25 protein-coding genes and 1 pseudogene are annotated in these 26,842 nt (G+C 65.0%); 9 read left to right on the top strand and 17 right to left on the bottom strand.

Going from position 1 to position 26,842, the window contains the following annotated elements:
* Positions 1–42: 42 nt before the first annotated feature.
* Together HNQ08_RS05430 and HNQ08_RS05425 are read right to left on the bottom strand one after the other, a co-directional pair.
* The gene (locus HNQ08_RS05430; protein WP_184128132.1) at positions 43–1,212 is read right to left on the bottom strand and encodes an ABC transporter substrate-binding protein; all 1,170 of its coding nucleotides are present in this window, start codon (positions 1,210–1,212) and stop codon (positions 43–45) included.
* 43 nt (positions 1,213–1,255) lie between these two features.
* Positions 1,256–1,876, bottom strand: a complete 621-nt coding sequence (locus HNQ08_RS05425; protein WP_229789701.1) for an FCD domain-containing protein — start codon at positions 1,874–1,876, stop codon at positions 1,256–1,258.
* A gap of 290 nt (positions 1,877–2,166) precedes the next feature.
* Here HNQ08_RS05425 and HNQ08_RS05420 point away from each other — a divergent pair, with 290 nt between their 5' ends.
* On the top strand, positions 2,167–3,984 hold the full coding sequence (locus HNQ08_RS05420) for an alpha-amylase family glycosyl hydrolase (RefSeq protein ID WP_184128130.1): 1,818 nt from the start codon (positions 2,167–2,169) through the stop codon (positions 3,982–3,984).
* Here HNQ08_RS05420 and HNQ08_RS05415 read toward each other — a convergent pair.
* Positions 3,941–4,492: a EutP/PduV family microcompartment system protein gene (locus HNQ08_RS05415; RefSeq protein WP_184128128.1), complete on the bottom strand. Its 552-nt coding sequence runs from the start codon at positions 4,490–4,492 to the stop codon at positions 3,941–3,943. The genes HNQ08_RS05420 and HNQ08_RS05415 overlap by 44 nt on opposite strands.
* 79 nt (positions 4,493–4,571) lie before the next feature.
* Here HNQ08_RS05415 and HNQ08_RS05410 point away from each other — a divergent pair, with 79 nt between their 5' ends.
* Entirely contained in the window at positions 4,572–4,949 is a 378-nt protein-coding gene (locus HNQ08_RS05410; protein WP_184128126.1) for an NADH-quinone oxidoreductase subunit 15, read from the top strand.
* Positions 4,950–5,021: 72 nt separating this feature from the next.
* On the opposite strand, the gene paaD is transcribed toward HNQ08_RS05410, so the two are convergent.
* The 5 genes from paaD to HNQ08_RS05385 form a co-directional block, all read right to left on the bottom strand.
* Positions 5,022–5,522, bottom strand: coding sequence for a 1,2-phenylacetyl-CoA epoxidase subunit PaaD (gene paaD / locus HNQ08_RS05405; RefSeq protein ID WP_184128123.1), 501 nt, complete (start codon positions 5,520–5,522; stop codon positions 5,022–5,024).
* A gap of 31 nt (positions 5,523–5,553) precedes the next feature.
* Positions 5,554–6,333: a 1,2-phenylacetyl-CoA epoxidase subunit PaaC gene (paaC, locus tag HNQ08_RS05400; RefSeq protein ID WP_184128121.1), complete on the bottom strand. Its 780-nt coding sequence runs from the start codon at positions 6,331–6,333 to the stop codon at positions 5,554–5,556.
* Entirely contained in the window at positions 6,330–6,983 is a 654-nt protein-coding gene (locus HNQ08_RS05395) for a phenylacetic acid degradation protein (protein ID WP_184128119.1), read from the bottom strand. The genes paaC and HNQ08_RS05395 overlap by 4 nt, the downstream gene beginning before the upstream one ends.
* 80 nt (positions 6,984–7,063) lie before the next feature.
* Entirely contained in the window at positions 7,064–8,029 is a 966-nt protein-coding gene (gene paaA / locus HNQ08_RS05390; RefSeq protein WP_184128117.1) for a 1,2-phenylacetyl-CoA epoxidase subunit PaaA, read from the bottom strand.
* 180 nt (positions 8,030–8,209) lie between these two features.
* Positions 8,210–9,199, bottom strand: coding sequence for a polyprenyl synthetase family protein (locus HNQ08_RS05385; RefSeq protein ID WP_184128115.1), 990 nt, complete (start codon positions 9,197–9,199; stop codon positions 8,210–8,212).
* A gap of 117 nt (positions 9,200–9,316) precedes the next feature.
* On the opposite strand from HNQ08_RS05385, the gene HNQ08_RS05380 reads away from it, so the two are divergent.
* A complete protein-coding gene (locus HNQ08_RS05380) occupies positions 9,317–10,300 on the top strand; it encodes an alpha/beta fold hydrolase (protein ID WP_184128113.1) in 984 nt (327 codons plus the stop codon).
* Positions 10,301–10,378: 78 nt separating this feature from the next.
* Here HNQ08_RS05380 and HNQ08_RS05375 read toward each other — a convergent pair whose 3' ends face one another.
* From HNQ08_RS05375 to HNQ08_RS05360, 4 genes and pseudogenes are all read right to left on the bottom strand, one after another.
* Positions 10,379–11,614, bottom strand: coding sequence for an ABC transporter permease (locus tag HNQ08_RS05375; RefSeq protein WP_184128958.1), 1,236 nt, complete (start codon positions 11,612–11,614; stop codon positions 10,379–10,381).
* 31 nt (positions 11,615–11,645) lie between these two features.
* A complete protein-coding gene (locus HNQ08_RS05370) occupies positions 11,646–12,380 on the bottom strand; it encodes an ABC transporter ATP-binding protein (RefSeq protein ID WP_184128955.1) in 735 nt (244 codons plus the stop codon).
* Positions 12,381–12,778: 398 nt separating this feature from the next.
* Positions 12,779–12,964 (bottom strand): annotated as a pseudogene (locus HNQ08_RS05365) (helix-turn-helix transcriptional regulator); the annotation flags it as partial.
* Between the two features lie 5 nt (positions 12,965–12,969).
* Complete coding sequence (locus HNQ08_RS05360) at positions 12,970–13,407, bottom strand: hypothetical protein (protein WP_229789702.1); 438 nt, start codon at positions 13,405–13,407, stop codon at positions 12,970–12,972.
* 539 nt (positions 13,408–13,946) lie between these two features.
* Here HNQ08_RS05360 and HNQ08_RS05355 point away from each other — a divergent pair.
* The 5 genes from HNQ08_RS05355 (at position 13,947) to HNQ08_RS05335 (ending at position 18,365) form a co-directional block, all read left to right on the top strand.
* A complete protein-coding gene (locus HNQ08_RS05355; protein WP_184128111.1) occupies positions 13,947–14,453 on the top strand; it encodes a transcription initiation factor IIE subunit alpha family protein in 507 nt (168 codons plus the stop codon).
* A gap of 133 nt (positions 14,454–14,586) precedes the next feature.
* The gene (locus tag HNQ08_RS05350) at positions 14,587–14,766 is read left to right on the top strand and encodes a hypothetical protein (protein WP_184128109.1); all 180 of its coding nucleotides are present in this window, start codon (positions 14,587–14,589) and stop codon (positions 14,764–14,766) included.
* A gap of 8 nt (positions 14,767–14,774) precedes the next feature.
* A complete protein-coding gene (locus tag HNQ08_RS05345) occupies positions 14,775–15,545 on the top strand; it encodes a monofunctional DNA glycosylase (RefSeq protein ID WP_184128106.1) in 771 nt (256 codons plus the stop codon).
* A gap of 144 nt (positions 15,546–15,689) precedes the next feature.
* Positions 15,690–17,225: a B12-binding domain-containing radical SAM protein gene (locus tag HNQ08_RS05340; protein WP_184128104.1), complete on the top strand. Its 1,536-nt coding sequence runs from the start codon at positions 15,690–15,692 to the stop codon at positions 17,223–17,225.
* A 111-nt stretch (positions 17,226–17,336) separates the two neighbouring features.
* Positions 17,337–18,365: a GNAT family N-acetyltransferase gene (locus HNQ08_RS05335; RefSeq protein ID WP_229789703.1), complete on the top strand. Its 1,029-nt coding sequence runs from the start codon at positions 17,337–17,339 to the stop codon at positions 18,363–18,365.
* Here the strand turns inward: HNQ08_RS05335 and HNQ08_RS05330 are convergent.
* Entirely contained in the window at positions 18,334–19,833 is a 1,500-nt protein-coding gene (locus HNQ08_RS05330; RefSeq protein WP_184128102.1) for a CHASE2 domain-containing protein, read from the bottom strand. The two genes, HNQ08_RS05335 and HNQ08_RS05330, sit on opposite strands and share 32 nt — an antisense overlap.
* Complete coding sequence (locus HNQ08_RS05325) at positions 19,817–21,424, bottom strand: FecR domain-containing protein (protein ID WP_184128100.1); 1,608 nt, start codon at positions 21,422–21,424, stop codon at positions 19,817–19,819. The genes HNQ08_RS05330 and HNQ08_RS05325 overlap by 17 nt, the downstream gene beginning before the upstream one ends.
* Positions 21,425–21,485: 61 nt before the next feature.
* Between HNQ08_RS05325 and HNQ08_RS05320 the strand changes: the two genes are divergently transcribed.
* Positions 21,486–23,402, top strand: a complete 1,917-nt coding sequence (locus HNQ08_RS05320) for an ABC-F family ATP-binding cassette domain-containing protein (RefSeq protein WP_184128098.1) — start codon at positions 21,486–21,488, stop codon at positions 23,400–23,402.
* Positions 23,403–23,480: 78 nt separating this feature from the next.
* Here HNQ08_RS05320 and HNQ08_RS05315 read toward each other — a convergent pair whose 3' ends face one another.
* The 3 genes from HNQ08_RS05315 to HNQ08_RS05305 form a co-directional block, all read right to left on the bottom strand.
* Positions 23,481–24,419: an Ig-like domain-containing protein gene (locus tag HNQ08_RS05315; protein WP_184128096.1), complete on the bottom strand. Its 939-nt coding sequence runs from the start codon at positions 24,417–24,419 to the stop codon at positions 23,481–23,483.
* Between the two features lie 412 nt (positions 24,420–24,831).
* A complete protein-coding gene (locus tag HNQ08_RS05310; protein WP_229789704.1) occupies positions 24,832–26,238 on the bottom strand; it encodes an MDR family MFS transporter in 1,407 nt (468 codons plus the stop codon).
* A gap of 205 nt (positions 26,239–26,443) precedes the next feature.
* Positions 26,444–26,830, bottom strand: coding sequence for a hypothetical protein (locus HNQ08_RS05305; protein WP_184128094.1), 387 nt, complete (start codon positions 26,828–26,830; stop codon positions 26,444–26,446).
* Between the last annotated feature and the right edge of the window lie 12 nt (positions 26,831–26,842).

Genomic DNA, 26,842 nt, shown 5'->3' with positions numbered 1-26,842 from the left:
GAAAACGCCCGGCCCTCCACCACGGACCACTTCCGGTTGACCTTACTTGCGCTCGAAGGTCAGCGCGCGCGGAACGACCGACTTGGGGTACACCGGCACGAAGGCTCCCTTCTGCACCTGCTGCGCCACCATTTCCAGCGGGTTCTGGTTCGTGAACCCGTCGTAGTTCTTGAACTGGATCGGGCCGAAGGCGGTCTGAAGGTTGACCGTGCCCAGCGCGGCCTTGACCTTCTCGCGGTCGGTGCTGCCCGCCTTGTTGATCGCGGCGGCAGCGGTCAGCACGCCCGCGTAAGCCTGCGCCGCGTGGTAGCTGGGGTCCTCGCCGCCCAGCGCCTTCTTGAGATCGACGTTCAGTTTCTGCGTTCCGGCGTAGCGCAGCTGCGGAATCCAGGCGGTGGCGGTCACGACGTTCTCAGCGGCGGCGCCGCTGTCCTTGATGAAATCGGGCAGCGCGAATCCAGCCGCGCCGCCGGCGAACAGGCGTGGCTTGACGCCCACCTCGCGGGCCTGACGCATCAGGGCGACGCTGTCCTCGGCGTAGCTGACCATCAGGATTCCGTCGGGGTTCTTGGCCTTGATGCGATTGAGCACCGGGCGGAAGTCGGTCAGGCCCTTGTCGTAGCGCTGGTCTTCCACCACGGTGATTCCAAAATCCTTGGCAATGCGGTTGGCGGCGTCGGCCACGCTCTTCTCAAACGAGCCCGTCCCGGCGATGATCGCCATGCTCTTGAACTTATTGGCCTTGAAGAGATCCAGAATCACCTGGGCATATGCGCTGGCCGGCTGGTTCAGGCGGAAGATGTAGTCGCTGCCCGGCTTGGTGATGTCGTCGCCGCTGGATGTGATCACCAGGTTCGGCACCTTCTGGCGGGCCAGGTACTGCGCCTGCGCCTTGACCAGGCTGGAGGAGTACTCGTTGAGCACCAGCGGCACCCCCGCGTTCACCAGGCGTTCGGCGGCGGCCAGCCCCTTGTTCACGTCGCTGGCGTTGTCCTCGATGATCAGTTCCAGCTTCTTGCCCAGCACGCCGCCGCGCTTGTTCACTTCCGCCACGCCCACCTTGAAGCCCGCGAGCTGCATCTTGCCGAACTCTGCGAAGCGCCCGGTGACCGAGGTGATCGCGCCCACCTTGATGGTGTCCTGCGCACCCGCAGTGGCGGCCAGGGTGAGGGCGAGGGTGAACAGAACAGTCTTTTGACTCAATGGACGCATGTGGTTCTCCTTGTGAGGCCGAGCTCAGTGTCGGCAGTTGAGGTCAGGGATTTGGTGGAGTGTGGTGGTGACGCACGCTTTGGGCCACGCGGCTCAGGTGATCGCGCATGGCGCTCTCGGCGGCGGGGCCGTCGCGCTGGCGCAGGGCGCGTTCAATGGTGCGGTGTTCCTCGTGACTGCGGCGCAGGTGCCAGGGCTCGTTGACCAGCAACGGACCGGCCAGCCGCATCTCGCGGGCCAGCATGGCAGCGTGGCGGGCCAGCCGGGCGTTGCCGCAGGTCTGCGAGACGATCTCGTGAAAGCGCAGGTCCAGCTCGCGGTAGCGGCGGGCGTCCCCCACCGCCGCCGCGCCCTGGGCGTCCAGCACGCCGCGCAGCGCCGCCAGATCGGTCTGGGTCATGCGCTCGGCAGCGTGGCGAGCGGCCAGACTTTCAAGCGCCATCCGTAATTCGTAGAGCTCCAGAACGTCAGACAGTTCCAGCCGCGCGACCTCCACGCCCCGGCGCGACTGCTCCACCGCCAGTCCCTCGCCCACCAGCAGCAGCACCGCCTCGCGCACCGGCGAGCGGCTGACGCCCAGCTGGCGGGCAAGTTCCGGCACGCTCAGGCGGGACCCCGGGGCGAGCTCTCCGGCCAGGATCGCGGAACGAAGCTGATCTCGCACCACGTCCACAACACGGGCGCTGGCAATCGGTTGGAGCAGAGGCAGACCTCCTTTCAGCCGTCAGGTCTGACCTGCGAACGACTGCCACCTGTAGAGTTTTTGAACAGAGAGAGTGTTACATGTAGAAAGCAGGATTGCAAGCTGAAGCAGGCTTGACCTGTGGCGCATACGCCGCCAGACTGTTGGGCAGACGGTACACAACCCACAGGCAACGCTTGCCCGCCGCGCGGCACGACCTCTTCCCCAGACATCCGGGAAAGGCCGTGCCGCGCGGTCCATTCGGAGGACACATGACCCCTATGACGCTCAACGCCCAGCATGACCACACCCCTGCCTACACCGAACGCCTTGGCGCTGCCAAGGGCGAAACCGTCCGGCTCAGGCTGAGAACCACCCTGCCCGTGCAGTCCGTGGGCCTGCGCTTCGTGCGCGTGGGTGAAATCGAACTGACCGGGGCACATGAAATCACGGGTATGGAGGGCGAAGGACGCTGGTTTGAGGCCGAACTGCCCGTCCACGACTCACGGGTGCGCTACGCCTGGCAGCTGAACCTGCCGGACGATCATCTGAATCTGACGGCGCTGGGCCTGCACCACACCCGCCGGGGCTTCCGCAACTGGTTCCAGTATCTGGCCGGCTACGTGGCCCCCGAATGGGCCTGGAAGTGCGTCTTCTACCAGATCTTCCCGGACCGCTTCCGCAACGGCGACCCGGGCAATGACGTGCAGACTGGCGAATACATCTATGCGGGGCGCGAGGTAGAACATGTGCCCTGGGACCAGCCCGTGGACGCCTGGGGCGACATTCACGGTCACTACGGCGGCGATCTGAACGGGGTGACACAGGCGCTGCCCTACCTGAGCGATCTGGGCGTGAATGCGCTGTGGCTGACGCCCATCTTCGTTTCGCCCAGCAACCACCGCTACGACATCACCGACTACCGCCACGTCGATCCGCATCTGGGCGGCGACGTGGCCTGGGATGAGCTGACGGCAGCGGCTGACGCGGCGGGGATACATATCGTGCTGGACGGCGTGTTCAACCACATGGGCAACGAGAATGCGCTGTTTCAGGCGGCGCTGGACGATGAAAGCTCGCCGCAGCGTGCCCTGTTCAGCTGGCGCGACGAGGCGGGCAAGCCTCCCTATCATTCGTTTTTCGACGTGCCGACGCTGCCCAAGATCGACTACCGCAACGAATACGCGGCGCAGGAGTTTCTGGACGGCGAGGAAAGTGTGGTGCGCCACTGGCTGCGGCGCGGCGCTTCCGGCTGGCGACTGGACGTGGCCCACATGATCGGGGCAGGCGGCACCGACGAGGACAACCTGCCGCTGCACCGCATCCTCAAGCGGGCGGCGCGCGAGGAACGGGCCGACGCCTACGTATTCGGCGAACGCTTCTACGACCCCGAACATGCGCTGGACGGCACGGGCGAGGACGCCAGCATGAACTACCACGGCTTCGGTCTGCCGGTGGTGCAGTGGATCGCAGGCGCCACGTACTACGGCGAACCCAGCCGCCTGGACGGCACCGAACTGGCCGACATCCTGTGGGACGCCTACCACGCGTTGCCGCCGCAGGTGGCGCTGAGCATGTTCAACCTGCTCGAATCCCACGACATCGGCCGGGCCATGTTCCGCGTCGGGAATGACCGCACCAAATTTCTGGCGGCCTGCACGCTGCTGATGGGCTATGCGGGCGTGCCGTGCACGTATTACGGTTCAGAGGTAGGCGTGACCCAGAGCCGCCCCGGCAACATGCCGTGGTGCCGCGAGCCGATGCCCTGGGACGAGGCAAAGTGGGATGCAGAGCTGCGCGCCAGGGTGCGGGCGCTCATCCACCTGCGCCGCCAGACCCACGTCTTGCAGGAAGGTTCGCTGAGCTTCCTGCACGCCGAGGCTGACGCTATAGCCTTTCTGCGCGAGTACACGCACCGCGACGGGCGCACGGAGCGGGCCGTGGTGCTGGCCAGTCGCCGGCCAGAGGCCCATCACGTCAGCTTGACCCTGCCTGCGGGCGAGTGGCGCGATGCCCTGAGCGGACAAGGTTTACGCGGCGGTAAGGTCACGCTGGACGCGGCGGGCGGGCGGATTCTCCTGCAGGAGTGAGGCTCTGGAGCCAGCGCTGCGCCTCGCGCGGGGAGCGCAAGCGGATCAGGGTCAGATTCGAGTAACTGGCGGCCAGCCCCGGCGTTTCCCGGCGCCGGCGCCAGTGCGTTCTGAACAGCCACCGCAGCGGCGCGTCGGCCTGCACGGCTCCTCGCCAGGTCTCGCGGTTACCGTTCCACAACTCCTGTCGGCCCAGCACCCGCCGGAACGTTCGGCTGAGCACGCGCCAGAACACCACCTGCCCAGGGTAATCCAGCCACACCAGCGTGTCGGCCCGCGCCCAGCCTATATCCCGCGCCTTGGTGTAGTTGCCGTCCATCACCCAGGCGGGCTGGGCGGTGAAGGTCTCCACCGCCGCGCGGAACTGGGACAGCGGCGCCTCCTGCCAGCCGGCCAGATGGTTCCAACTGTCCTGCTCGCCGTGCGGCAGGCCGAGTCTGGCGGCAACAGCCTGCGCCAGGGTGGTCTTGCCACTGCCGGTGGTGCCGATCACGATGATTCGCCGCATGGTTTCCTCTTGCGCCTCCGTTCCTTTTTCCTTCGCCTCTGCAGAAACGCCTGGTGGCTGCGCTATGCTGCCCCACAACATGGCACACGTATCCGATTCGGCGCTGTATACGCAGTGGATGGAATTGCTCGGCTGGCTGGAGGCCGGAGCCGCCGCACGTGGGCTGACCTTCGAGAAGGTGGCCGACTTCCCCGACTACATCTACCGCATGGAGCGTCCCTACGACCTGCCCACCACTGTAATGAGCGTGAGCGTGGGTGTGGCCGGACAACCCCTGATCGTGGCGGCGGTGAGCCCCCGGCACGCAGACCTGAAAGGGGTCAGCCTGCGCCTGATGGGTGGCAGCAAGCACTGGCACCTGCATGCCGGGCAGAACGGCCTGGTGGAAGGCAAGCGTCCCTTTACCGAGCAGCGGCTGGATCTGTTGCTGGACGGGGCTTTGAAGGGCGTGGCCTGAGACAGGAGCACAGAATGAATGCGCCCTCCTCGCAAATGAGGAGGGCGCATTCATTCTGTGCCTTCAAAGGTCCTACATGCTCTTGAAGCCCTCAAATGGTTCCTTACACGCCTCGCAGACATACAGCCGCTTGCACAGGGTTGGGCCGAAGCTGCCAGTCATCCGCACATCGAAACTTCCGCACCGGGGGCAGCGGGTGGCGTCGGCCTGGAGCTGAATCAGGCCGTCCTCGGCAGGGGCGGGCGGGGCGATGCCGTACTGGCGCAGGCGTTCGCGGGCGTCGTCCTTGATCCAGTCCGTCGTCCACGGCGGCGTCAGGGTGCTCCTGACCTCCACCGCCGACGCCCCCAGCTCACGCACCGCCTGCCCGATGCTGTCGCGGATCACGTGCAGGGCCGGGCAACCGCTGAAGGTGGGGGTGAACGTCACCGTCACCGCGCCACTCTCCCCGATCTGCACGTCCCTGACCATGCCCATGTCGGTCACGGACACAACGGGGATTTCGGGATCTGGGACCCCGTCCAGCGCGGCCCAGATGGCTTGCGGGGTGAGTTGGGATTGGGGGGCAGTCATGTTGACTCCTTTAGATTGGCTCAGAGGGCGCTTACCACAGCTCCGCGTCGGGGTGGGCGCGGTACACCCGTTGCATCTCCTCCAGCAGTGGCACGAGATATTCGGTGTGGCTGTCACGTCCGGGTTGCTCGGCTCCAGCGGGTGGCAGGCTCAGGCCGCACTGAACGGTCAGGTGAGGAAGAACCAGACCGTCCCAGCGGGTCTTGACGGCATCCAGGTCAGGCAGCACACCCGCCGCCAGCAATTCGTCCTCACCCGTCACCGGCTGAAAGAGCTGTCCGACAAACGGCCACAGGGCATTGAGGGCGGCCTGCGTGCGGCGCATGCTTTCCGGGGTGCCCAGCGCCAGCCGTTCCACCCACAGAGCGGTGTGCTGCAGATGGAAGCGTTCCTCGCGGAAGGCCTTGTTCGCTACCTCGGCCAGCGGCTCATAGCTGCTCTGGCGGGCCGCGTCCAGCCACAGCGCCTCGTAGGCGTCATATAGATACTGGCGCAGCATGGTGAAGGCCCAGTCACCCTTGGGCAGTTCCACGAAGCGGGCACATGTGAACTCGTCGGCGCTGCGGGTGAAGGCCAGCGCGTCCGGATCATGGCCGTCCAGCGCACGGCGCAGTTCCAGATACAGCCCCGCGTGACCCAGCTCGTCCTGCGCGATGTTCGCCAGCGCAATGTCCTCTTCCAGAATCGGGGCGTGGCCGGTCCACTCACCGCCGCGCTGCGCCAGGATGATCTCATCGTCGGCCAGGGCCGTGAGCTTGCGGATCAGGACCACCTGCTGCGTGTCAGAAAGGACGGGGACGGACGCGGTCATCGCTTCACCTCATGCGCGGTCTGTTCGGCAGGGAACGCGTCGTGTGGATGGTCATCGCCCCTGTGACCGGCCCCAGGTGCTTCCTCGGTGGCGCGGCCAGGCATGCGCCCACTGCGTTTCAGCTCGCCAACGTGCTTGCCGATCACGCCGTAATACTGCTGTTGCTTGTAGGTTTTGTCCCTGGCCGGAGCAAACCAGCTTTCCACAGTGCCAGGATCGTCATCTGTGCGGACGATCGCCGAGGAGGGAAAGACCAGCCACGCCAGAGCGTCGGCATGTTGTTCCTTTGCCTGTCGCAGGGCGTCGCCGGGGCCGCTGGCGTCCACCGTCCCCACCAGATCGACGAAGGTCATGCTGCGCTTGTGGGACTTCTTGACACCCACGTGGTAGGTCTCGGCCTCACCTGGCGTCTGAAACAATTCCGGACGAGACGCGGCCTCTTCCGGCGTGGCGATCAGGATGTCGGCCTCGCGCACCGCCCACAGGCTGACGGCGGCGGGGCGACGCACGAACACGTTGCGGGCAGTCAACAGGGCATGATCAGGATCGCCGGCATGGACGCTCCCCACTGCCTGATACGGACGTTTCTCGCTGTCCTGCTTGAAAATTTCCCAGCGTGGCCACTGGGTCTCGGGATGAACTTGGGTCATGGATGTCCTTTGGTTGGGCGTGTGGAGCGAGGCAGAAGGGTCGAACAGGAAGGGGCTGGTGGCCCCCCCACCTCCCGGTTTCAGTCCGCCGCCACGGCCCGCTGCCGATCCGTGTACGCCTGCAACGCCTCGCGGACCCAGGCCCCATCATCATGGGCGGCCTGACGGGTGGCCAGACGTTCCTGACCCAGACCACGCTCGCCCTTGATCACAGCCCAGAACTCGTCCCAGTTGATCGGGCCGTGTTTCCAGTTGCCGTTCTCGTCCTGATGCAGGTCGGGATCGGGGATGGTCAGCCCGGCCTCCAGCAGTTCGGGAGCGTGTTCGTTGATGAACTCCTGCCTCACCTCATCGTTGGTCTTGAGCTTCACGCCCCACCGGCTCATGATGCCGGTGTTGGGGCTGTCGGCGTCGTGCGGCCCCAGCATCATCAGTGCGGGCCACCACCAGCGGTTCAGGGCGTCCTGAGCCATCTCGCGCTGGTCAGGCGTGCCCTGAGCGTAGGCCACAATCATCTCCTTGCCCTGCTTGTGGTGGAAGGTTTCCTCGCTGCAGATCCTCACCATGGCGCGGCTGTAGGGACCGTAGCTGGCGCCGGCCAGCATGGTCTGGTTCTTGATGGCCGCGCCGTCCACCAGCCAGCCGATCATGCCCACGTCGGCCCAGCTCATGGTGGGGTAGTTGAAGATGGAGCTGTACTTGGCGCGGCGGGTCAGCAACGCGTCGATCATGTCCTCGCGGGTGGCCCCCAGCGTCTCGGCCGCGTGATAGAGGTACTGCCCATGCCCGGCCTCGTCCTGCACCTTGGCCATCAGAATGGTCTTGCGTTTGAGGGTGGGGGCGCTGGTAATCCACTCGCCCTCGGGAAGCATGCCCACCACCTCGCTGTGCGCATGCTGCGAGATCATACGAATCAGCTGACGACGGTACTCGGCAGGCATCCAGTCGCCAGCCTCGATCTTCTCACCGCGCTCAATGCGGGCCTCGAAGGCGGCGTGCTGCTCGGCGGTTTCATTCGGTGCAATGTGGCTGTTGGATTGGGTCATAGGAAGTACCTCCTGAGATACCCCCAGTTTACCTAACGAGCGTTAGGTTGGTGGTGAGGTCTGTAAATACTGGACGCGTGGCCCTGTGAGAGCCGTGCGTTAAGAGCTGCTTCAACGCTGTTCCAGCCGATAAATTTCCGGTCCCACGATTCGCGTCGCAATTGACAGGGTCTTTATCTTTCAGGCCTCACGCGTGGCCAGTTCGCGCATGGCAGCCAGCATCTCGGCTGCAGCCACCTGGTCTGGTGCGTGCTGGAAAGCCTGCGACAGCAGCGCCAGCCCCTCCTCAGCCTGGGCATGAGCGTAGTCCTGGGCATAGTTCACACTGCCGCTCTCCAGCAGCCAGCGGTGAATGTCAGCAACCATCTGAAGATCCTTGTCCGGGCGGTTGAGGCCCATCTGGGTGAGAAAAGCCTGCCGCTGGGCATCGGGGGCCGTTCGGAGCCAGTGCAGCACGATCATGGTCCGCTTGCCCTCCAGCAGGTCGCCACCGATTTCCTTGCCGTACTTGGCCGCGTCGCCCGCCAGATTCAGGACATCGTCCCGGATCTGGAAAGCCGTCCCCAGGGCCAGCCCTGCCGGAGTGAACTGTTCGGACGGCGCCACACCCGCTGCCAGTGCCCCCAGCCGCAACGGAATGACCACCGTGTAGTAGGCGGTCTTCTGGCGCACCATCTCCAGATAATCGTCTTCCACCAGATCCCAGCGGCGGTCCTCCACCCAGCACAGATCCAGGTGCTGACCCTGGGCGGTGTGGTGGATCATGTTCAGGAACTCAGGCATGGTGCCGGGCACGTCCGCGCGGTGGACGGCGGCCCACATGTAGGCGTGCAGGGCGTCCCCGGCGTTGATCGCCAGAGGCACGCCGTGCAGTCGGTGCAGCGCGGGCTGACCTCTCCTTTCTTCCGAGTCGTCCTCAATGTCGTCGTGGATTAGCACCCAGTTCTGGAACAGTTCGAGCGCGGCGGCCAGCCACAGGGCCGCCTCCCACTCCGGGGTCTCCTGGCCAACGCCGTGCGCGCGGGCACTGGCCAGCAACAGTTCGCTGCGAATGCCCTTGCCACCGCGCTGGGGGTAATCGCGCAACATCTCGTGGTACTGCTGGTATTCGGGGCGTGTCCCGGAATCGGGCAACAGCGACAGCACGCGGGACAGCAGGTCAGGACGCATCAGGCCGCAGTCTAGCGGCCCGGAACACAGACGGGCCGAAACAGCAGTGGCCGAACGTGAAGGGAACCGTACGGCGGCAAACAGACAGTTTCTCTCCCCGCCGATCAGGATAAAAGGATGAAGATCAACCGCAAGACCGTCGCCCTGATCCTGCTGGCCGGAGCGGTGGCCGTCGGCCTGGCCGCCTGCGCTCCCACGGCCACCACGGCGGCCGTGCCAGACGCCAGGGCCACCGCCGACCTGCGGCCTGCCGTGAGCGGCGAGCGGAAATACCTAGAGTTGCCTGGCTTCGGACAGGTGGCGTACTACGCCGACACGCGCGGTGAGGGCCGCCCGCTGGTGCTGACCCCCAGCGTGAACGCCGCCGCCAGCGCCTACGAGATGAAACCGGTGTGGGACGCCTACGTGGGCACCCGCCCGGTCTACGCGCTGGAGTGGCCTGGATTTGGCAGCAGCGCCCGCCCGGACACGACGTACACCAAGGAGCTGATGACCCGTTCCCTGAATGCCTTGGTGGCGCAAATCGGGACAGAGGTGGACGTGGTGGGCCTCAGCCTGGGCAGCGAGTTCGCCGCCCGCGCCGCGCTGAGTGAGCCGCGTATCCGCAGTCTGGCGCTGATCAGCCCCAGCGGCCTGGGTCAACCGCGCGGCGGCACGCAGGAGGCCAATGCGGAAGACGGCGGCAGGAAACTGTATGACCGGCTGAACGCGGTCAGCACGCCGCTGTACGCTGCGCTGCGGACGAAACCCAGCATTGAATTCTTCCTGAGTCGCTCGTTCCGGGGACCAGTGGAGAGCGGACTGGTGGCGTACTCGCTGGACACCAGCCGCCAGCCGGGTGCGAAGTACGCCCCGGTGTACTTCATCAGTGGACAGCTGTTTACTGATGACGCTTACGGTGAGCTGTACAGCAAGCTGACCATTCCGGTAATCGTCCTCTACGACCAGGACGGCTTCGTCAGCTTTGACCGCCTGCAACAGTTCACGCAGCAGGACGGCGTGAGGGCCGTACGGATCGAGGGCACTGATGGCCTGCCGCAGTTCGAGAAGATGCCGGAGGTCAAGGCGGCGCTTGACGCTTTCTGGGCCGGGCAGCGGTAAAGTCCGCACCCGAAAAGCGGGCCGCCTCCCGCGCGTTCAAGCTGAAGTGCGTGGGAGGCGGCCCGAGCTTTCGTCCATTCAATTCCTGAAGATCACTTCCTCCCGCCCGAACGAGCGCAGGGCCAGCAGCGACAGCAGGGCCGCGCCGATCAGGTTGGCGAGGATGGCGAGCAGGATCTGGTCCGCCTGCGCCGCGCCCTTGACGATGTTTAGGATGGAGACCATCGACCCGAACAGCGGCACGGCGTACACGGCGGTGTTCAGGGTTAGGAAATCGGCGAATTGCAGCATCACGGCGGGCAGCACGATCACCAACGTCAGCGGGGCGATGTACGTCTGCGCCTCCTTGAAACTGCGGGCGTAAATGCCAATGGCGATCAGGACGGCGCTGATGATCAGGGCGGCGCTGGCGGCCAGCCCCAGCATGCCCAGCGTGCCACCGGGGGTCAGGGTCAGCTGTCCACCCATTGAGCTGGTGATCTCCGCCCCCAGGCCGTCTCTGTTGTTCACGAACATGGCGGCCACCAGCCCGCTGATCACGAAGCCCACCACGCTGAAGCACGCGCTGGTCAGGGCCGTGATGGTGGTCGCCAGCAACTTGCCGGTGACCACCTCGGCGCGGCGCACCGGAGAGACCAGCAGGCTTTCCAGGGTGCCGCGTTCCTTCTCCCCGGCGGTGGCGTCGATGGCGGTGGCCATACCGCCCGACAGGATGAACTGGAGCATCAGGAAAGGGATCAGGAAGGCCAGTTGTCCGCTGCGCTGCTCCTGCGCGGGGCTGGCGTCAATGGATTTGATGGTCACGGGCGTCAGGGTGTCCGCGCCGAGGCCCAGGCCCTCCAAGCGGTCCAGGGTCAATGTGCGGTTGTAGCTGTCTACCACGTCCTGCACTTTGCCGTAGGCCCCGGCCTGAGCCCGCAAGCTGCTGAGCTTGGCGTAGACCTCCAGCGCGGCGCTGCCCTCTCCGGCGCGGGTGGGCAGCGCTGTAGGCGCCTGGATCGCGGCCTCCACATCGCCGGACTGCACCGCCTGTGTCGGGTCCTTGACGGAAACAAGGGTGACGCCTGCGCGCACCGTCTTGCCATTGACCTTCTCATCCTGCTCCAGTGCGGTGCGTAACTCCTGGGGCAGGGTGCCCACCACGCCCACCTTCTGCCGCTCCTGCTGCTGCCCACCGATAAAGCTGCCCAGCAGGAGGGGCAGGCCGAGCGACAGCGCTGGAATCAGGATCAACGGCATGAGAATGGTGGCGCTCAGGGTGCGGCGGTCCCGCAGGGTAGACAGCAGATCGCGGGTGGCGATCCGCCAGACCATGTTCGAGCGGATGCCCTGAGAAGGGCGCCCCTCAGACCGCACGCTGCTCACCCCCACGCACCAGCGAGAAGAAGGCGCGTTCCAGATTGGCCTGCCCGGTCTGCCCGAGAATGTCAGGGATGCGGCCCACCGTCAGCAATTGCCCCTCGTGCAGGATGGCCACGCGGTCACAGACCTCCTCGGCCTCGGACATGACGTGGGTGGAATACAGGGTCAGCCGCCCCGGCGCACGGGTGGCGAGGACAAAATCGAGCAGCGTGCGCCGGGCGAAGATGTCCAGGCCGCTGGCCGCTTCGTCCAGAATCAGCACGGGTGGGTCCTGAATGACGGCGCGGGCGATCACCACCTTCTGTTTCATTCCGGTGCTGTAGTCCCCGGCGCGCACATCCAGGGTGCGTCCCAGTTCCAGTTGCGCGTCCAGCTCGGCAATGCGGGTCTCGGTCTGGGCGCGGCCCATGCCGTACAGCCCGGCAAAAGAACGCAGAACCTCGCGCCCGGTCAGGCGGGCGGGCAGGCCCATGCCGCCGTTGACCACGCCCACGCGGCGTCGCACTTCCTCGGGCTGGCGCAGCACGTCGTAACCGGCCACCGCCGCCGTGCCGGAAGTGGGCTGCAACAGGGTGGCGAGAATCCGCAGCAACGTGGTCTTACCGGCGCCGTTGGGCCCGAGCAGGCCGAACACTTCGCCTTCCGGGGCACGCAGGGACACACCCTTGAGGGCCGTGAACTTGCCGTAGGTCTTGGTCACGTTATCGATATCCAACATGGTCTGGGGTTGGGTCATGGGTCTCCTGTGGAGCAATACGCGCATGGAGGAAAGTGGGTTGCCGCAGACCTTTACGGCAGGGGCCGCTTGAAGTAATGGACGGCGCCCGGCGAGCCGTCCACTGGCGTCCAGCCCTGCTGCAACAGTTCATTGCGCTGGCCGACGCTCAGCGCCCCACTGAGGCGCTGGTACAGCCAGCGGGGAGGAGCGTCAGGCAGGCTGGCAGCGCGGCGGAAGGACAGTTCGCCCAGTTCTACCCCACTCAGTTCCCAGCCCTGTTCGCCCAGCTCACGCAGGATGTCCAGTTCGTTCAGGGCGGTGGCGACGCGGGTCTGGTGGTCATAGCCCGGTTCCTTGACGGGGGGGGCAGGCGCGGTGGATTCTCTGGGCCGGTCCGGGTCCGTGAAAATCTCCTCGATGGTCCTCCCGAACAGCCGTGCGATGCGGAAGGCCAGCGGCAGGCTGGGATCGTACTTGCCGGTTTCCAGCGCGTTGACGGTCTGGCGGCTGACATCGAGTTCGGCGGCCAGGTCCGCCTGGGTCCACTGCCGCGCCGTACGCAGGCGGCGAATGTGGTTGTCCACAGTCCTTACGCCTCCCGGTTTCGCAGGCCTAACACCGCCGAGACCACGGCCCAGCTCAGCATGCCCACGGCGTAGTAAACAAAGGAGGGGGTCTGAAATTTGAAGGCCGCTTCCATGGCGATCAGTCCGCCCGCCACCACCATCGTGATCAGGAAAGCGATGCTGGTGGCCTGCATCTGCAGGGCGCGCATGTACTCGTCCATCAACAGCACGGCCCGGACAGTCAGCGCGGCGAAAAACAGCGGCAGCGCCGAGAGGATGCCGAAGCCCATTCCCTTGACCAGGCTGAACAGTTCGCCTTGCCCACCCTGGCCCACGGCCACCAGCACGGCACCCAGTACGGCAAGCCCCCCTCCAGTCAGGGCCATGACGAGCGACAGGCGCCCCACCTGCTGCTCCCGGGTGCCCCGCGGAAGAAGGGAGCGAGAGGGCTGTGGGGTCATGTCAAGCCTCCTTGATCTTGGAATGCGGTGCTCTGTCGTAATCTTTTGACGACCTGAAAAGGTGGAACGGTTGACTTGTGGAGGCATGGGGTTAAAAAAACACCGTGCAACATTGTCAGAGCCACACTCTTGGTGGCTGCTGCGACGGCAGAAAAGAGCCGGATCACCTTTTCCGAGTGAGGTGAAGCCGGACCACCGCGCCGTGAGAGCGGTTCAGACGAAGACAGAATGAGCGTCATGTCAATCCTCCTTGACTATAGAGTATGGCTTCCTTGACTCAACTGTCAATTGGCATTGCCGCCTTATCGCTCCATGGCACCCCAATGTCTCAAGGTCATCACCCCTAACCCTCATCCAAGATGAGAAAAAGTATGTGACAATAGGAAAGTTGCGCCCAGGAGCGCATCCACGCCGCCATCATTGACGACTAGTGTTGTATTGGGTCGATCCACACGAAGAACCGCTTCTTTGGAATTTGTGACGGTGCTCTGGGAATGGTTGATGCGCCGCTGCTGAAATTCCCGTCCGGAGGACACTGAATGTTTAATCCCCCCACCCTCGAAGATCTGCAGGAAACCCGCCGCGCCAACGAAAAGCTGGTGCTGAGCGCCCTGGACAGCAAACCTGAATGGGTTGAAACCGAACTGGCCAAGACCACCGGTCTGGCCCTTTCTCACCTGCGCGCCGCTCTGGCGAGCCTGCTCGATCAGGGCCGGGTCCGTCGCTTGCCCGGGACCGGCACCCGCGCCGTGTACGGTCTGGCCGATCCCGGTCTGGCCGACGTGCCTGCCACTCCGCTAACCAGTGACGCCAAGAAGGTCCGCGATTATCTGGAAGGCCGCGCCGACAGCGCCCTGTATATGAGCGAGCAGCTGCGGATGACCCGCGAAGACGTGATGAGCGCTCTGAGCCTGCTGAATGCGCACGGCATGGTCACCTGCACCTTCGTGGGCAGCCTGGTCATCTTCCGCATGAAGGAAGTGCAGGCGTTGGGCCAGGATCAGAATGCCGCCGCCGCGACGGGTAAGAAAAAGCAAGTCGCCTGAACGATTCAAGCGAAACAACGCTCCGGGCCTCCTATCACTGGGAGGCCCGGTTTTTTGCCCCCACGCCTCTGCCTAAAGTCCTCTTTAGCCCGTTCGCGCTCAGGGGCAGGGCCAGACGCGCAGATTGGACGGCATGAGCGACGACGTCAAGCCAGGTTACGATCCCGCCAACCAGTCTCCCGCCGAGGGCCAGAGCCAGCCGATCCCCGAGCAGGACCGGGGCAAGGCCCCCAATTTTGATCCTGCCGACAAGGACGGCCCCGCCGAGGGCAGCCGGGACGCAGTCGAAGAAGATGAGACGCCCAACAGCTGACAGGGACGATGACAGCCGAACCCGTCCTGAACGCGGCCCGCCCTGAAGAAGAGCGGGCTGAACTGCTGCGCTGGATGAAGAGCGAGTTGCATGCCGAGTACGGCGACCGGCACCTCGATCCCCGGCGCGAGCCGATGCATGAGTTGATCAGCACCATCCTGTCGCAGCGCACGACCTGGCAGGACGAGGCCGCCGCCTACGACGAGCTGTGCGAGATCGGCGACTGGGACGCCATCATCGCCGCGCCAACCGAAAGGGTGGCTCATGCCATCCGCCGCAGCAATTACCCCGAGAGCAAGGCTCCGCGTATTCAGGAAACTCTGCGCCGCATCCGTGATTCGCCCGGCGGCTACAACCTGGAATTCCTGCGCGACATGCCCAGCAAGGACGCCCTGAAATGGCTGACCGATCTGCCCGGCGTCGGGGTCAAGACAGCCAGTCTGGTGCTGCTGTTCAATTACGCCCACCCGGTCTTTCCAGTGGACACCCACGTCCACCGCATCACCACCCGTGTCGGGGCCATTCCGCTGATGGGTGAGCAGGCCGCCCACCGCGCGCTCCTGAAGGTGCTGCCCGGGGAACCGCCATTCCTGTACGAACTGCACCTGAACCTGCTCAGGCACGGCCAGCAGGTCTGCCAGTGGAGCCGTCCCAAGTGCGGCGTGTGCGTTCTGCGCGAGCGCTGTGACGCCTACGCTCTCTTCGGGGACAGGGTCCCGAGTTTCAGTGAGACGGTGAAGGCAAAGGGGAAAGCCGGGACCAAGAAAGCTCAGGAGTAACCCCTTTCCCAGGCGCCCGCCATTCACGGTCCAGGCCCCATTTCCCAGGTCCAGACGCGGTATACTGTGCGGCTGTGACGCGCCCGTCTCTGTGCTGACTCCGAGCCATTTCCGGGGCCGCTGCGCGCACACCCCGGAGGAGTTTTGAGTTACTGGCGCAATACGATTAAACCTTTGCTGGACGATGAAACGGGCACGATGTTCAAGCATGCCCCGGTGCGGGTCACGCTGGCCTTTCCCAATCGCTACAGCGTGGGCATGGCCTCGTTGGGGTATCAGGTCATCTACCGCATGTTCAACAACGAGGAAGGGGTGGCCTGCGAGCGGGCCTTCCTGCCCGAGGATGTGGAGGCCTTCGAGAAGCTGGGTCAGCCCCTCCCCACGGTGGAAACCGGGCGCGAGGCCGGGGACTGCGAGCTGTTCGCCATGAGCGTGTCCTTCGAGCTGGACCTGACCAATATCATCCGCATGCTCGATGTGGCGGGCCTGCGTCCGCTGCGCGAGGAGCGCGACAATACCGACGCCATCGTGATGATCGGCGGGCCGTTGACCTCCTCCAACCCGTATCCCCTGACCCCCTTCGCCGACGTGATCGTGATCGGCGACGGCGAACAAATTGTCCCGGTCGTTTCGGACGCGCTGCGCGAGGCCAGTTCCCGCGAGGACTTCTACGACCTGATCGACGGAATGCCCGGCATTTTTCTGCCCGCGCGGCACACGCACGAGCCGACGTGGGCCACCGCGCCCAAGGAACTCCTGCCGGCTTACAGCCAGATCGTTACGCCGCACAGCGAGCTGAGCAATATGTTCCTGGTGGAAGCCCAGCGCGGCTGTCCGCGCCCGTGCACCTTCTGTCTGGCACGCACCATGTACGGCCCCAACCGCAACAACGGCGGTCAGGAGCTGCTGGACGTGATTCCCGATTGGGCGCAGAAGGTGGGCCTGGTGGGCGCGGCCCTCTCGGACTTTCCGCACACCAAGTTTGTGGGGCGCACGCTGACCGAGCGCGGGGTCAAGCTGGGCGTGTCCAGCATCCGTGCCGACACGGTGGACGCCGAGCTGGCCGAGATTCTCAAGGCGGGTGGTCTGCGGACCTTCACGGTGGCGTCCGACGCCCCCAGCGAACGCCTGCGCCGCTGGCTCAAGAAAGGGATCACCACCGAGGACCTGCTGAAGACCGCGCAGATCAGCCGTGACCTGGGCTTCTCGGGTCTCAAGGTCTACATGATGATCGGACTGGGGCCGGAAAACGACGACGATATCAGTGAACTGATCGCATTCACCAAGGAGTTGGCGGGCATCAACCGGATCGCCCTGGGCATCTCGCCCTTCGTGCCCAAGCGTCACACGCCTCACTTTGCCGATCCCTTCGCAGGCGTGGGGGTGATCGAGGCGCGGCTCAAGCGGATTCAAAAGGAACTGCGCCGCACCGCTGAACTGCGAAACGTGTCGGCCAAGTGGGCTTGGGTGGAGAGCGTGATCGCGCGTGGGGGGCCTGAGATCGGGATGGCGGCATACTCGATCTACCGCAACGAGAGCATCGGCGCGTGGAAGAAGGCCCTGGACGAGGTGGGCTGGGTGGACGAGTTCGGCGAGAACGACGCCTCGCTGATCACCCTGCCTCCCGGCAAGTACGCCACCCGGGCGGTCAGCGCGCATGCCGAGGGGCTGGCCGTCTAGGAAACCTGCCGTTCCCCTTGAGTCCCTCTCCGCAAATAGGAGAGGGTTTTTTCTGCCGCGTATCCGCCGATTGGCTGATGTACGCCGGACGCCCCTGTGTTCTCTTCACGCATGGAACACACCGACCCCTTCTCCGCACCCAGCTTGCCAGACCTGCACTTCCGAGAGGGAAGCGCCGCCGATTTCCCCCAGCTGGCCGACTTTCTGAGTGCCGCCCACCCCGACGCGCCCAGATCGGTGGAGGATCTGGAGCGCCTGGAGGCCGGCCGGACACCCGGCGAACCGCACCGTCAGCTGTTGGCCCTGCGTGGCGGCGAGATCGTGGGCCTGGCTGAAACAGGCGTGCCGCGCATGGACGGGCATCCCGGCTGGCTGGAAGTCCTGATTCGCACCCGTCCGGACGAGGCGGGCGGTGAGCTGGCCGCAACGCTGCTGAGACTGGCAGAGGAACACGCTCTGACCCACGGCGCCAGCGTTCTTGTCTCGCATGTCCATGAGGACTGGTGGGAGCACCGCTTCTTGCGGGCACGCGGATACGCCGAGCATGACCGCATGTGGCACAGCACGCTGGATCTGCGGACACTGGACTTTGCCCGATTCGCCGAAACCGAGGCGCGGGTGGCAGCGGCGGGCATCACAATCCAGCCCCTCTCGGAGTTGGGGAGCTTCGGGGAGGCACAGCAGCGCCGCCTCTACGCCCTGGTGGCCGCCCTGCTGCGCGATGTGCCCAGCACCACTCCTATCAATGTGTGGCCCTTCGAGGTCTGGCAACGCCGCGCGGGCGTGCAGCTCTTGCCCGAGGGCGTTTTTATCGCCGTGGCCCCGGACGGCGAGTGGGTGGGAATAAGCGAATTGCATGTCCCCATCCCCACCCGTCCCGGCATCCTCCACAACGGCCTGACGGGCGTCCTGCCGGAATGGCGTGGGCACGGCGTTGCGTTAGCGCTCAAGCTGGCCGCCGCCCGCGCCGCGCTGGAACGGGGATTCACGGGCTCACGCACCGGGAACCACAGCATCAATCGGCCTATGCTGGCGGTGAATGAGCAGCTGGGATTCGTCCGCGAGGGCGCACGCATCACGCTCCGGCGCGACGTCGGTACAGAAGTCGTTACTCCCGCCACTGCTCGCGCTGGTACTTGATGCGGTAACGGCTGCGGCTGGCGGCCTCAATCAGGTCGGTGGGGCTGTTGATTTCAGGGCCGGTGCTGGCTCCGCCGACGCTGGCCCGCAGGGGCAGGTCACGGTAGGACATGGCATCCAGCGAGAGCTGCACCCGGCGGGTCAGGTCCGCCAGTTCGGCCGGGGGCATGTTGTAGAGCAGCACGGCGAATTCGTCCGGCCCCCAGCGGAAGATCAGGTCGCCGCGGCGTTTGTGTTCCATGATGCGCCCGGCCAGTTCGCGCAGCAACTCGTCCCCGGCGGCGTGGCCATACGTCGCATTGACCTTACGAAACCCACTGAGGTCCACCAGCAGTAGGCCCAGCGGGCGGTTGTGACGACCCTGCCAGCGCCCCTCGATGGCGCGTGTGAAGGCCAGGCGGTTGCCGAAGCCCGTGAGGGGGTCGCGTACGCCGGAATGGCGAAGTGCCCACCAGCGTTCCAGCATGACCAGCCCGCTGCCCAGTACCGCGCACATCGACAGCGTGACGCCGGGCAACAGCGTGTTGAACAGCCAGTAGGGCACAGACAGAGCCAGGGCCAGGAGCGCGATCCAGAAGCCCCACAACCCCCCGGCCAGCGCGGCGGAGACAGCGGCCAGTACCCCGACCAGCGCGATGGTCCAAAGCGGCATCGAGGTAAACGGTGGGCTGAGCAGGCTTGAGACCGCCCGCGCCTGCAATTCCACACCAGACACGGGTTGACCGGTCACGTCGCGCACCGCTGGCCCGGGCACGCCACTGGCAGTCAGGCCCAGCACCACCACCCGGTTCTGAATATCGCCGTAGCGAATGGTGCCGTTCACCACGTCCCGGAAGGGAATCACGGGCAGGCGCTGCGGATCAGGTGCGCTGTAGCGCAGGATGCGCGAGTGCGTATCAAGCGGAACGCTGCGTCCCGCCGCCACGGCCAGCTGTCGCGCGAAGCTGGGGGCCAGCCCGTTCGGCGCATCGGGGGCCGGGTAGGCGGTCTGGAACGAGCGCACGATCCCGTCCTCACTCAGGTTAAGGGCGCTGACACCGGTGGGCGAACGCCAGTCGGGACGCAGGGTCGTGGCCTCACCCGGCGCGGTCGCCAGCACCACATTGGGGCGGCTGAAGACTGCGGCCAGGGCGGCGTCGTTACGCGCCGGGTCACCCAGCAACACATCAATGCCGATGGCGGCGGCCCCGGCCTGTTCCAGGGTATTCAGGGCCTGCCCGTACAGTTCGCGCGGCCAGTTGCCGATGCGTCCATAATCGCGCAGCGTCGCGTCGTCGATGCCCACCACCACCACCCGGGCGTCGGGGGGACTGGGCAGGGCACGGTTCAGGGCGTCCCACAGCAGAGCGTTCGTGGGCATCGTCCAGACCAGCACCACCGCCAGCAGCGCCGCCAGCGGCACGGTGTAGCGCCGGAGGGGACGGGTCAGGCCCGGACGGCCCGGTGTGGCGTCAGGGAAGCTGAACATGACTCCGGTTGTCGGCGCTGTCCCGAAGGGTGAGCGAGGCGGGGGCGCCGGAAGACGGCAGCGGCACGGACCAGGAAAAATGGCCACCATCACGGGTCTCTACAGTGCGGGTGTACCGCTCGCCCCCAATGTCAAGGCTCAGGCTGACGTGGGGCTCAGCCGCGTCGGTCACTGCGCCGCTCAGGGTCAGGATGCGGCCCACACGGCTCACCGACAGCCCGCTCAGTTGTGGAGGTGTGCGGTCCACTGTGAGGATCTGCCGGCGCGTCAGGGTCTGCCCGTAACGCTGGGCGCGGACGGTTACGGTGTATTTGCCCTCGGGAAGTGACGTTTTCAGACGTTCCAGACGGAAGGTGCCGTTCTCGCCAGTTAAGGGGACAGTCTGGCCAGCCACGGTCAGCGTGACCTGCGCGTCAGGTAGGCTGCGGGCCGAGAGCGCTAATTCCTGCAGGCTGCGGCCCGCCAGTTCCAGGGTCAGGCTCAGCGGCTGCGCCCGCAACGCGTCCTGCGCGATGTTGAAGCGGTCCAGGGCATCCAGTTGCAGCGGCGCGAGTTGGCCGCCGGAACCCCGCTGCTGACCCGGCGTGACCAGCCCCTCGACCCGCCCCGGCGCCGCCGCCTGACCGGGCAGTGCCACCTGACCGTCGAACACTTTGACCAGACCGTTCGCATCCAGCCGGAAGACCGTGCCGCGCACAGCGGTACTGATCACCGGCGTGTCGATGCGGTAGCCGCCCTGACCCTTTTCCACCACGTTCCAGGCGGTACCCTTCTGCAATTTGAGCAGCACCTCGCGGCCCGCGCCCGTGCGCTCAATGCTGACCACGCTCAGTTCGCTCTGGGCATTCAGCCGCAGGTAACCGCCACCCGTGAACCCGATCTCGGCCCAGGCGTTCGCTCCGGTGTTCAGCGCGGCGCCGGGTTTCAGGTCGTCCCCCAGACCTGCCGGCCGCGAGTTTCCGCGTTCCAGCAGCCTGACCTGACCCCGGACGGCCTCTACTGTCGCCGCCCCCACGCCCTGGAACGAGGCGGCATACCACGGATCGGTCTCCCTGAAGACGCTGAGCCTGCCGCTGTCCAGCGCGACCTGCTGCCCCGTACCCACCTCCATCGCCTGTCCCCTTAGCGCGATCCGCAGGCGTCCGGCGATCACCGCCACTCGCCTTTCGGTGCCCCCCAGATCGACGCGAAGTTCTCCCGCACCGTCCATGACTAGGTGGCGTCCGGCGACATGCACGCTCACCGGCCCACGCAGATAGAACCGACCTGAAAGCAGATCGGCCTCGTCGCGGTAGCGCCGCAACTCGGAAGCACTGCCGACGATTACCTGTCCCAAGCGTCCCTCTTTCAAGACCGCGCGTCCCGTCCCTGTCCGCAGCCGGGTGGTAATCTCAGCGGGAGCATTCTGGGCCTGCCAGATCCCGCCCGGACCACTGATCTCCACCCGGCCCTGCGCGGCCTGCAAGCTGGGTGGCGTCTGCTGCGCACCCGCCAGGCTTCCCAGACACAGCCACAGTGCTAGAACAGCTGGGGCTTGCCCCGACGTCCTCTGGCCCTGACCGGCAGGAACACCGGGAAGCGTTTTCACCATCTCGCCTTCCAGTTTACGAGAAAAACCAGACAGAAGACCAACCCAAGGTATACTAAAGGGCGTGCTTGTTGCTGTGCAGGACGCCATCAAAGATTACGGTCCCGCCACCGTACTTTCAGAGGTCACTTTCGCCGTCAGGGGCGGCGACCGCATCGGTCTGGTGGGCCGCAATGGGGCGGGCAAGACCACCTTGCTGCGCCTGCTGACCGGCCAGATCCTCCCCGACGGGGGCAGTGTGCGCCGGGCGCCTGGGGTGCGCGTGCGCTCCTTACAACAGGACCCGGTCTTTGAAAGGAACTCGACGGTGGACAGCGTACTGAACGCAGCCTTCCACGATCTGGACGCGCTGGAAGCCGAGCTGGCCGAGGCCGCGCAGGCCATGAGCGCCGGAACGCCCGAGAGTATCCTGCGTCACGAGGAAATCCTGGAGCACTACGTCCGGCGTGGGGGCTTCGAGCGCCGCAGCCGTAAGGAGGCCGTCACGCTGGCGTTCGGCTTCCGGGGGCGCGAAAGCACGCTCGCCGAGAGCCTCAGCGGCGGCGAGCGCACCCGCCTGGGTTTGGCAGCGCTGCTGGTGGAAAACCCGGATGTGCTGCTGCTGGACGAGCCGACCAACCATCTGGACATTGTGATGGTGGAGTGGCTTGAGAACTTCCTGGGACGCTACCCCGGCGCGGTGCTGGTAATCAGCCATGACCGCACCTTTCTGGACCGCGTAACCAACGAGACCGCCCATCTGCGCGGCGGCACCCTACGGACGTATCCGGGCAACTACAGCACCTTCCGCGCTGCGCTGGACGCAGAACTGGAACTGCAGGCGGCGCGCGCCGCGCAGGACGCCCGCCAGATTTCCAGCCTGCAGAGCAGTGCGGACCGCATGAAAATCTGGGGCCTGGGCATGAGTAAGCTGGCCCGCCGCGCCAAGGCGATGCAGGCCCGGGTGGACCGCATGCAAGCCCGCGCCACTGCCGCCCCACCCCCGGAGGAGCGCAGCGCCCGCATCACCTTTCATGCCCCTGGTAGCGGCGACATCGTCCTGGATGCCCGTCACCTGACGCGGCGCATTCCCCTTGAGGACGGTCACACCCGCACCCTGTTCGAGGACGTGAACGTGCAGGTGCGCTGGGGCGAGCGCATCGCAATCATCGGGCGCAACGGGGCAGGCAAGACCACCCTGCTGCGGACGTTGCTGGGCCAGGAAAGCAGCGATGATCCCCGCGGACGCGTGCTGACTGGTGCCCGCGTGGGCGTGGGTTACTACGATCAGGCCCTGCGCGGCGTCTCCCCCGACCAGACCCTCTACGACGTGGCCCGCGAATACGTGCAGAAAGATCCCCAGGCCCACGATCTGCTGGGCACCTTCATGTTCCCCTTCGATCAGCACGACAAGCCTGCCCGTATCCTGTCCGGTGGCGAGCGGGCACGGCTGGCGCTGCTCAAGCTGGCGCAGGAGGACCGCAACCTGCTGGTGATGGACGAGCCGACCAACCACTTGGACATGGAAATGGTGGAGGCCCTGGAAATTGCCCTGGAGGACTTCGACGGCACACTGCTGATGGTCAGCCACGACCGCGCCTTTATCGAGGGTCTGGCGGACCGGATCTGGCTGATTGAGGACGGCCATTTCCACGAGTACCCTGGCTGGGAGGACTACCGGGCCAAGCACCGCAGCTTGGCCGAACTGGAAGCCGAGGAAGAAAGGCAGGCAGCACACGCTGAGGCTAAAGCGGCCCCAAAGGCCACGGCCCCGAGGGCCAAGGGTTTGTGGCACCTGAAGCGTGAAGTGGAAGCCATTGAGGCTGAGATCGCCCGCCTGGAAACCGAGCTGGAAAACGCACAGGCTGCCTTAAACAGCGCCCCCCCTGACGCCGATTTCACTGCGCTGGGCCAGACTGCCCACGATCTAGAGCTGGCGCTGGAACGCAAGATGGAGGAATGGAGTAAGAAGGGCGAGGAGATTGAGCAGAGAGAAGACTAAGAATGCAATGTAAGCACAAGAAAATGTCCCCGTTATGGGGACATTTTCTTTGTCGAGCTCAGGCGTCAACGGACAGACTTAGTTTGCCGGAGCTGGGATGATGTCAACGTAATTGAGCTTGGTGTTCTTGCCACCCTTGGCGTCAATGGTCATTTTGCCGTCATTAACGGTCACCGTCACCGTGGCCGTCTTGAACTGGGTGCCGGCCATTGGGACGAAGTTGGTGATGGCGGCCACGCCTTCCACATTGATGGAGTGCGAGCTGTTCAGGTTGCGCTTGTCAGCGTCACCCACCCCCACGGTCACGTTGTACTTGCCGTTGACAACCTTGTATTCGAACGCGCCCGAGGTATTGACCGAGGGGGAGACGCAGGTGTTGCCATCGGTAGAAGTGCCACACTGCATCTGGATCTGGGTGTACTGACGAGCATCGGCACCCGCCAGAACATTGGTCCCGTCAACAACCCGGGTGCGGGCGTTGTTGGTCAGGTTCAGAGGCACGGGAGTAGCAGTTCCGGCGCTGGCCTCGGTAACCCAACCAATCATGCTGTCTTCAGTGTAAGCGGCGCCCGTGTTGGCCGTGTAGCCTGCAGGTGTCGCAGCTGCACTCGTCTGGAAATTGATCTTGGCAGTGGTCAGCGTGGGGGGCGTCACCGTGTCAGTCACGGTGACCTTCGCGCTACCCTTTTTGGTGTTATCAACCGTAGAGGTGGCAGTGATGTCTGCCGTACCGGCGGACACGCCAGTCACTTTACCGTTGGCGTCCACAGTCGCGACCGCAGGGGCGCTGCTGGTCCACGTGACCGTTTTCGCGGCGTTGTTGGTCACCACGACAGCGGCAGTGGCCTGAGCAGTGCTGCCCTTGGCAATGCTCGTTGGTGCCACGCTCACAGTCACACTGGTGATGGTACCCGTGGGCTTGGGCGTTTGCTGACCATTACAGGCCACCATGGCGACAGAAGAGGTCAGGGCCAGGGCAATAGCAACAGGACGGCGGACAGAGGAAAAGTTAAACATAATTCATCCTACCTTTAATGAAAAAGTGTGAGGGGCGGAGGGAAATTTGACTGCAGTTGGTATCCTAACATGCATTTCTAACGTACTGTGCTTCATTAAAACTGCATCCTATACATCAACTTCAGTCAGACCAATCAGATCGAAGCCATTGTCTCAGCGCTCATGAAACTTGCACTGAGCAGCAGCGACGGCATTATATGGTATCCAATCTCACTGTTAACAAATAAATGCGGGCCGGGCGGGAACAGGAGGTGCGGCTAGCGCATCTGGTGCAACAGGGTGATGAACAACAATGATGCTTGTTCACCATTCTGCTGTTGGGGCGTTACTGAAACGTGAAATACAGGCTTTAGCAGCCGAACAGGCATCAGGCCTCACCAGTAGGGATGGACTACGGCCGAAGCTTCTAAGCCTATGGCGCAGTGGGCGTGCTCTGTTCGACCACAGACCGTGCCCGCAAAGTCAGGGTGAAGACAAAGGCTACCGCCACCAGTCCTAGCGCCAAGAAATACGCGGACCGCAGGCCCTCAGCCAGCGCTGCGCCGCCGTTTTCAATGGCCGCTTCCCCGATCAGCAGGGCCATGACCGTGACTCCCAGTGCGCCGCCCATCTGCCGGGCAAACAGCACACCGCTTGTCACTGCACCCAGTTCTCCCTTGCCTGCCGCTCCCTGCGCAGACAGTAACAGGGTGAGCATAGAAAAGCCCATGCCGCTACCGACAACGAAGCCCAGCACAGAGGTGACCCACAGCGGCGAATGGACTGTAAACGTCAGCGCGGCAAAGACCACTACCAGAACCGCAAAGCCCAGTTGCGAGATGCGCGCCAGCGGAATGCGGCGCATGAGCTGCGCGGCCAGGATGCTCGCCAAAGTCCAGCCCACCAGCGCCGGCGTCAGGATCGCGCCTGCTGCCGTCGCGCCCCGGCCTGTCACCCCCTGGGCATACAGGGGTAAGTAGGCAATCACGCCGAAATACGCTGCACCCGCCAGCAGATTGCCCGCAAAAGCCACGCGTGGAACACGGTCATTTAGGGACGACATGGGCAGCAACGGCGCGGAGTGACGGCTTTCCACCCACAGCGCGCCCGCCAGAATCAGAATACCGGCCCCCACCGCCCACCACTGCTTTAACTCCAGTCCCCAGATCAGCATTCCGCTACCAGCAGTAAACAGCGCTGCGCCGCCCCAGTCCAGTTTCGCCTCGCGTCGCTCGCCCGACTGGCGCAGGTAACGCGCCACCATCCAGAACGCGGCCACACCAAACGGCAGCGATACAAAAAAGGTCCAGCGCCAGGACCACGTCTCGGTCAGCCAGCCGCCGAGCAGCGGCCCCACCAGACCGCTGATACCCCACACGCCGCTGAAGAAGGCCTGCACCCGCCCACGCTGTTCCAGGGTGTACAACTCACCCACAATGGTCAGTGCGATGGACAGCAGCGCCCCCGCGCCCAGCCCCTGCAGAGCCCGCGCGCCGATCAACCAGCCCATGTTCTGCGCCGCGCCGCACAGGACGCTCCCCAGCAGGAACAGGGCCATCCCCGCCAGATACAGTTTCTTTCGCCCCACAATATCTGAGCCCCGGCCCCACAACGGGCTAGAGACGGTGCTGGTCAGCAGGTACGCCGCGAAGGGCAGCGCGTACAACGCCTGGCCGCGCAGGTCCTGAATGACGCTGGGCATGGCGCTGGCCACCACGCTGGATTCCAACGCGTTCAGAAAAACGCCCAGGATCAATCCCACCGTGGCCAGCTTACGGGCCCGGTCCAGCGCGGCCTGGTTCGAGGAGGAGGAAGCAGCAGCGGTGGTGGGCGGAGTCACGCGGGTCAGGGTACGCCTGCGCCAGGATCAAGAACATGGGCAGAAGAACACGCGGCGGCAGATGAAGGATCACGCAAGCCAGTTCCCTGAAAGGTACAGGCGTCATGAGAACAGCGGGTGAAGTCCGCCCGACTCTGGATTTGGGTGAGCCGGTCAATGTAACGCTGCCCCAAACAGCTCAAATCGCCAGTTGTAACGGCCCGTCTCAGCGCGTTTTGGGCTGCAGGTTCAACACCTGAATCTCACGCACCACAGCGAGTTCACGCAAGCGTTCCGCGTCCAGATCGCCGGCTCCGGCCAGGGCATCGGCCTTCTTGCGGTCCACCGTGGAAACTTCAAGGGCGGCGGCGTCGCCGAAGACCTCACGAAAACGGTCCAATGGGTACTCGACGCGGCGCGACACCTTCAGCACCGCGCGGTACAGCTCCGTCTCCGCACGTTCACCGCCGGCCAGGGCCGCCTTGAGCTGCGCGCCCAGCGCCTCCCGCTCGGCTTCCAGACCCTGGATGGTGTCGCGCAGCATCGCGTAGCGTTCGAGCAGTTCCCCCAGGTCCATTTCCTGAGCCGGCAGGGTGTGGGACGGATCGGTCATGTTCCAAGAATA

Origin of the sequence: Deinococcus humi (assembly GCF_014201875.1) — a bacterium.
GTDB lineage: Bacteria > Deinococcota > Deinococci > Deinococcales > Deinococcaceae > Deinococcus > Deinococcus humi.
Note: the sequence above shows the minus strand (reverse complement) of the source record. Positions and strands in the feature narration are given on the sequence as shown.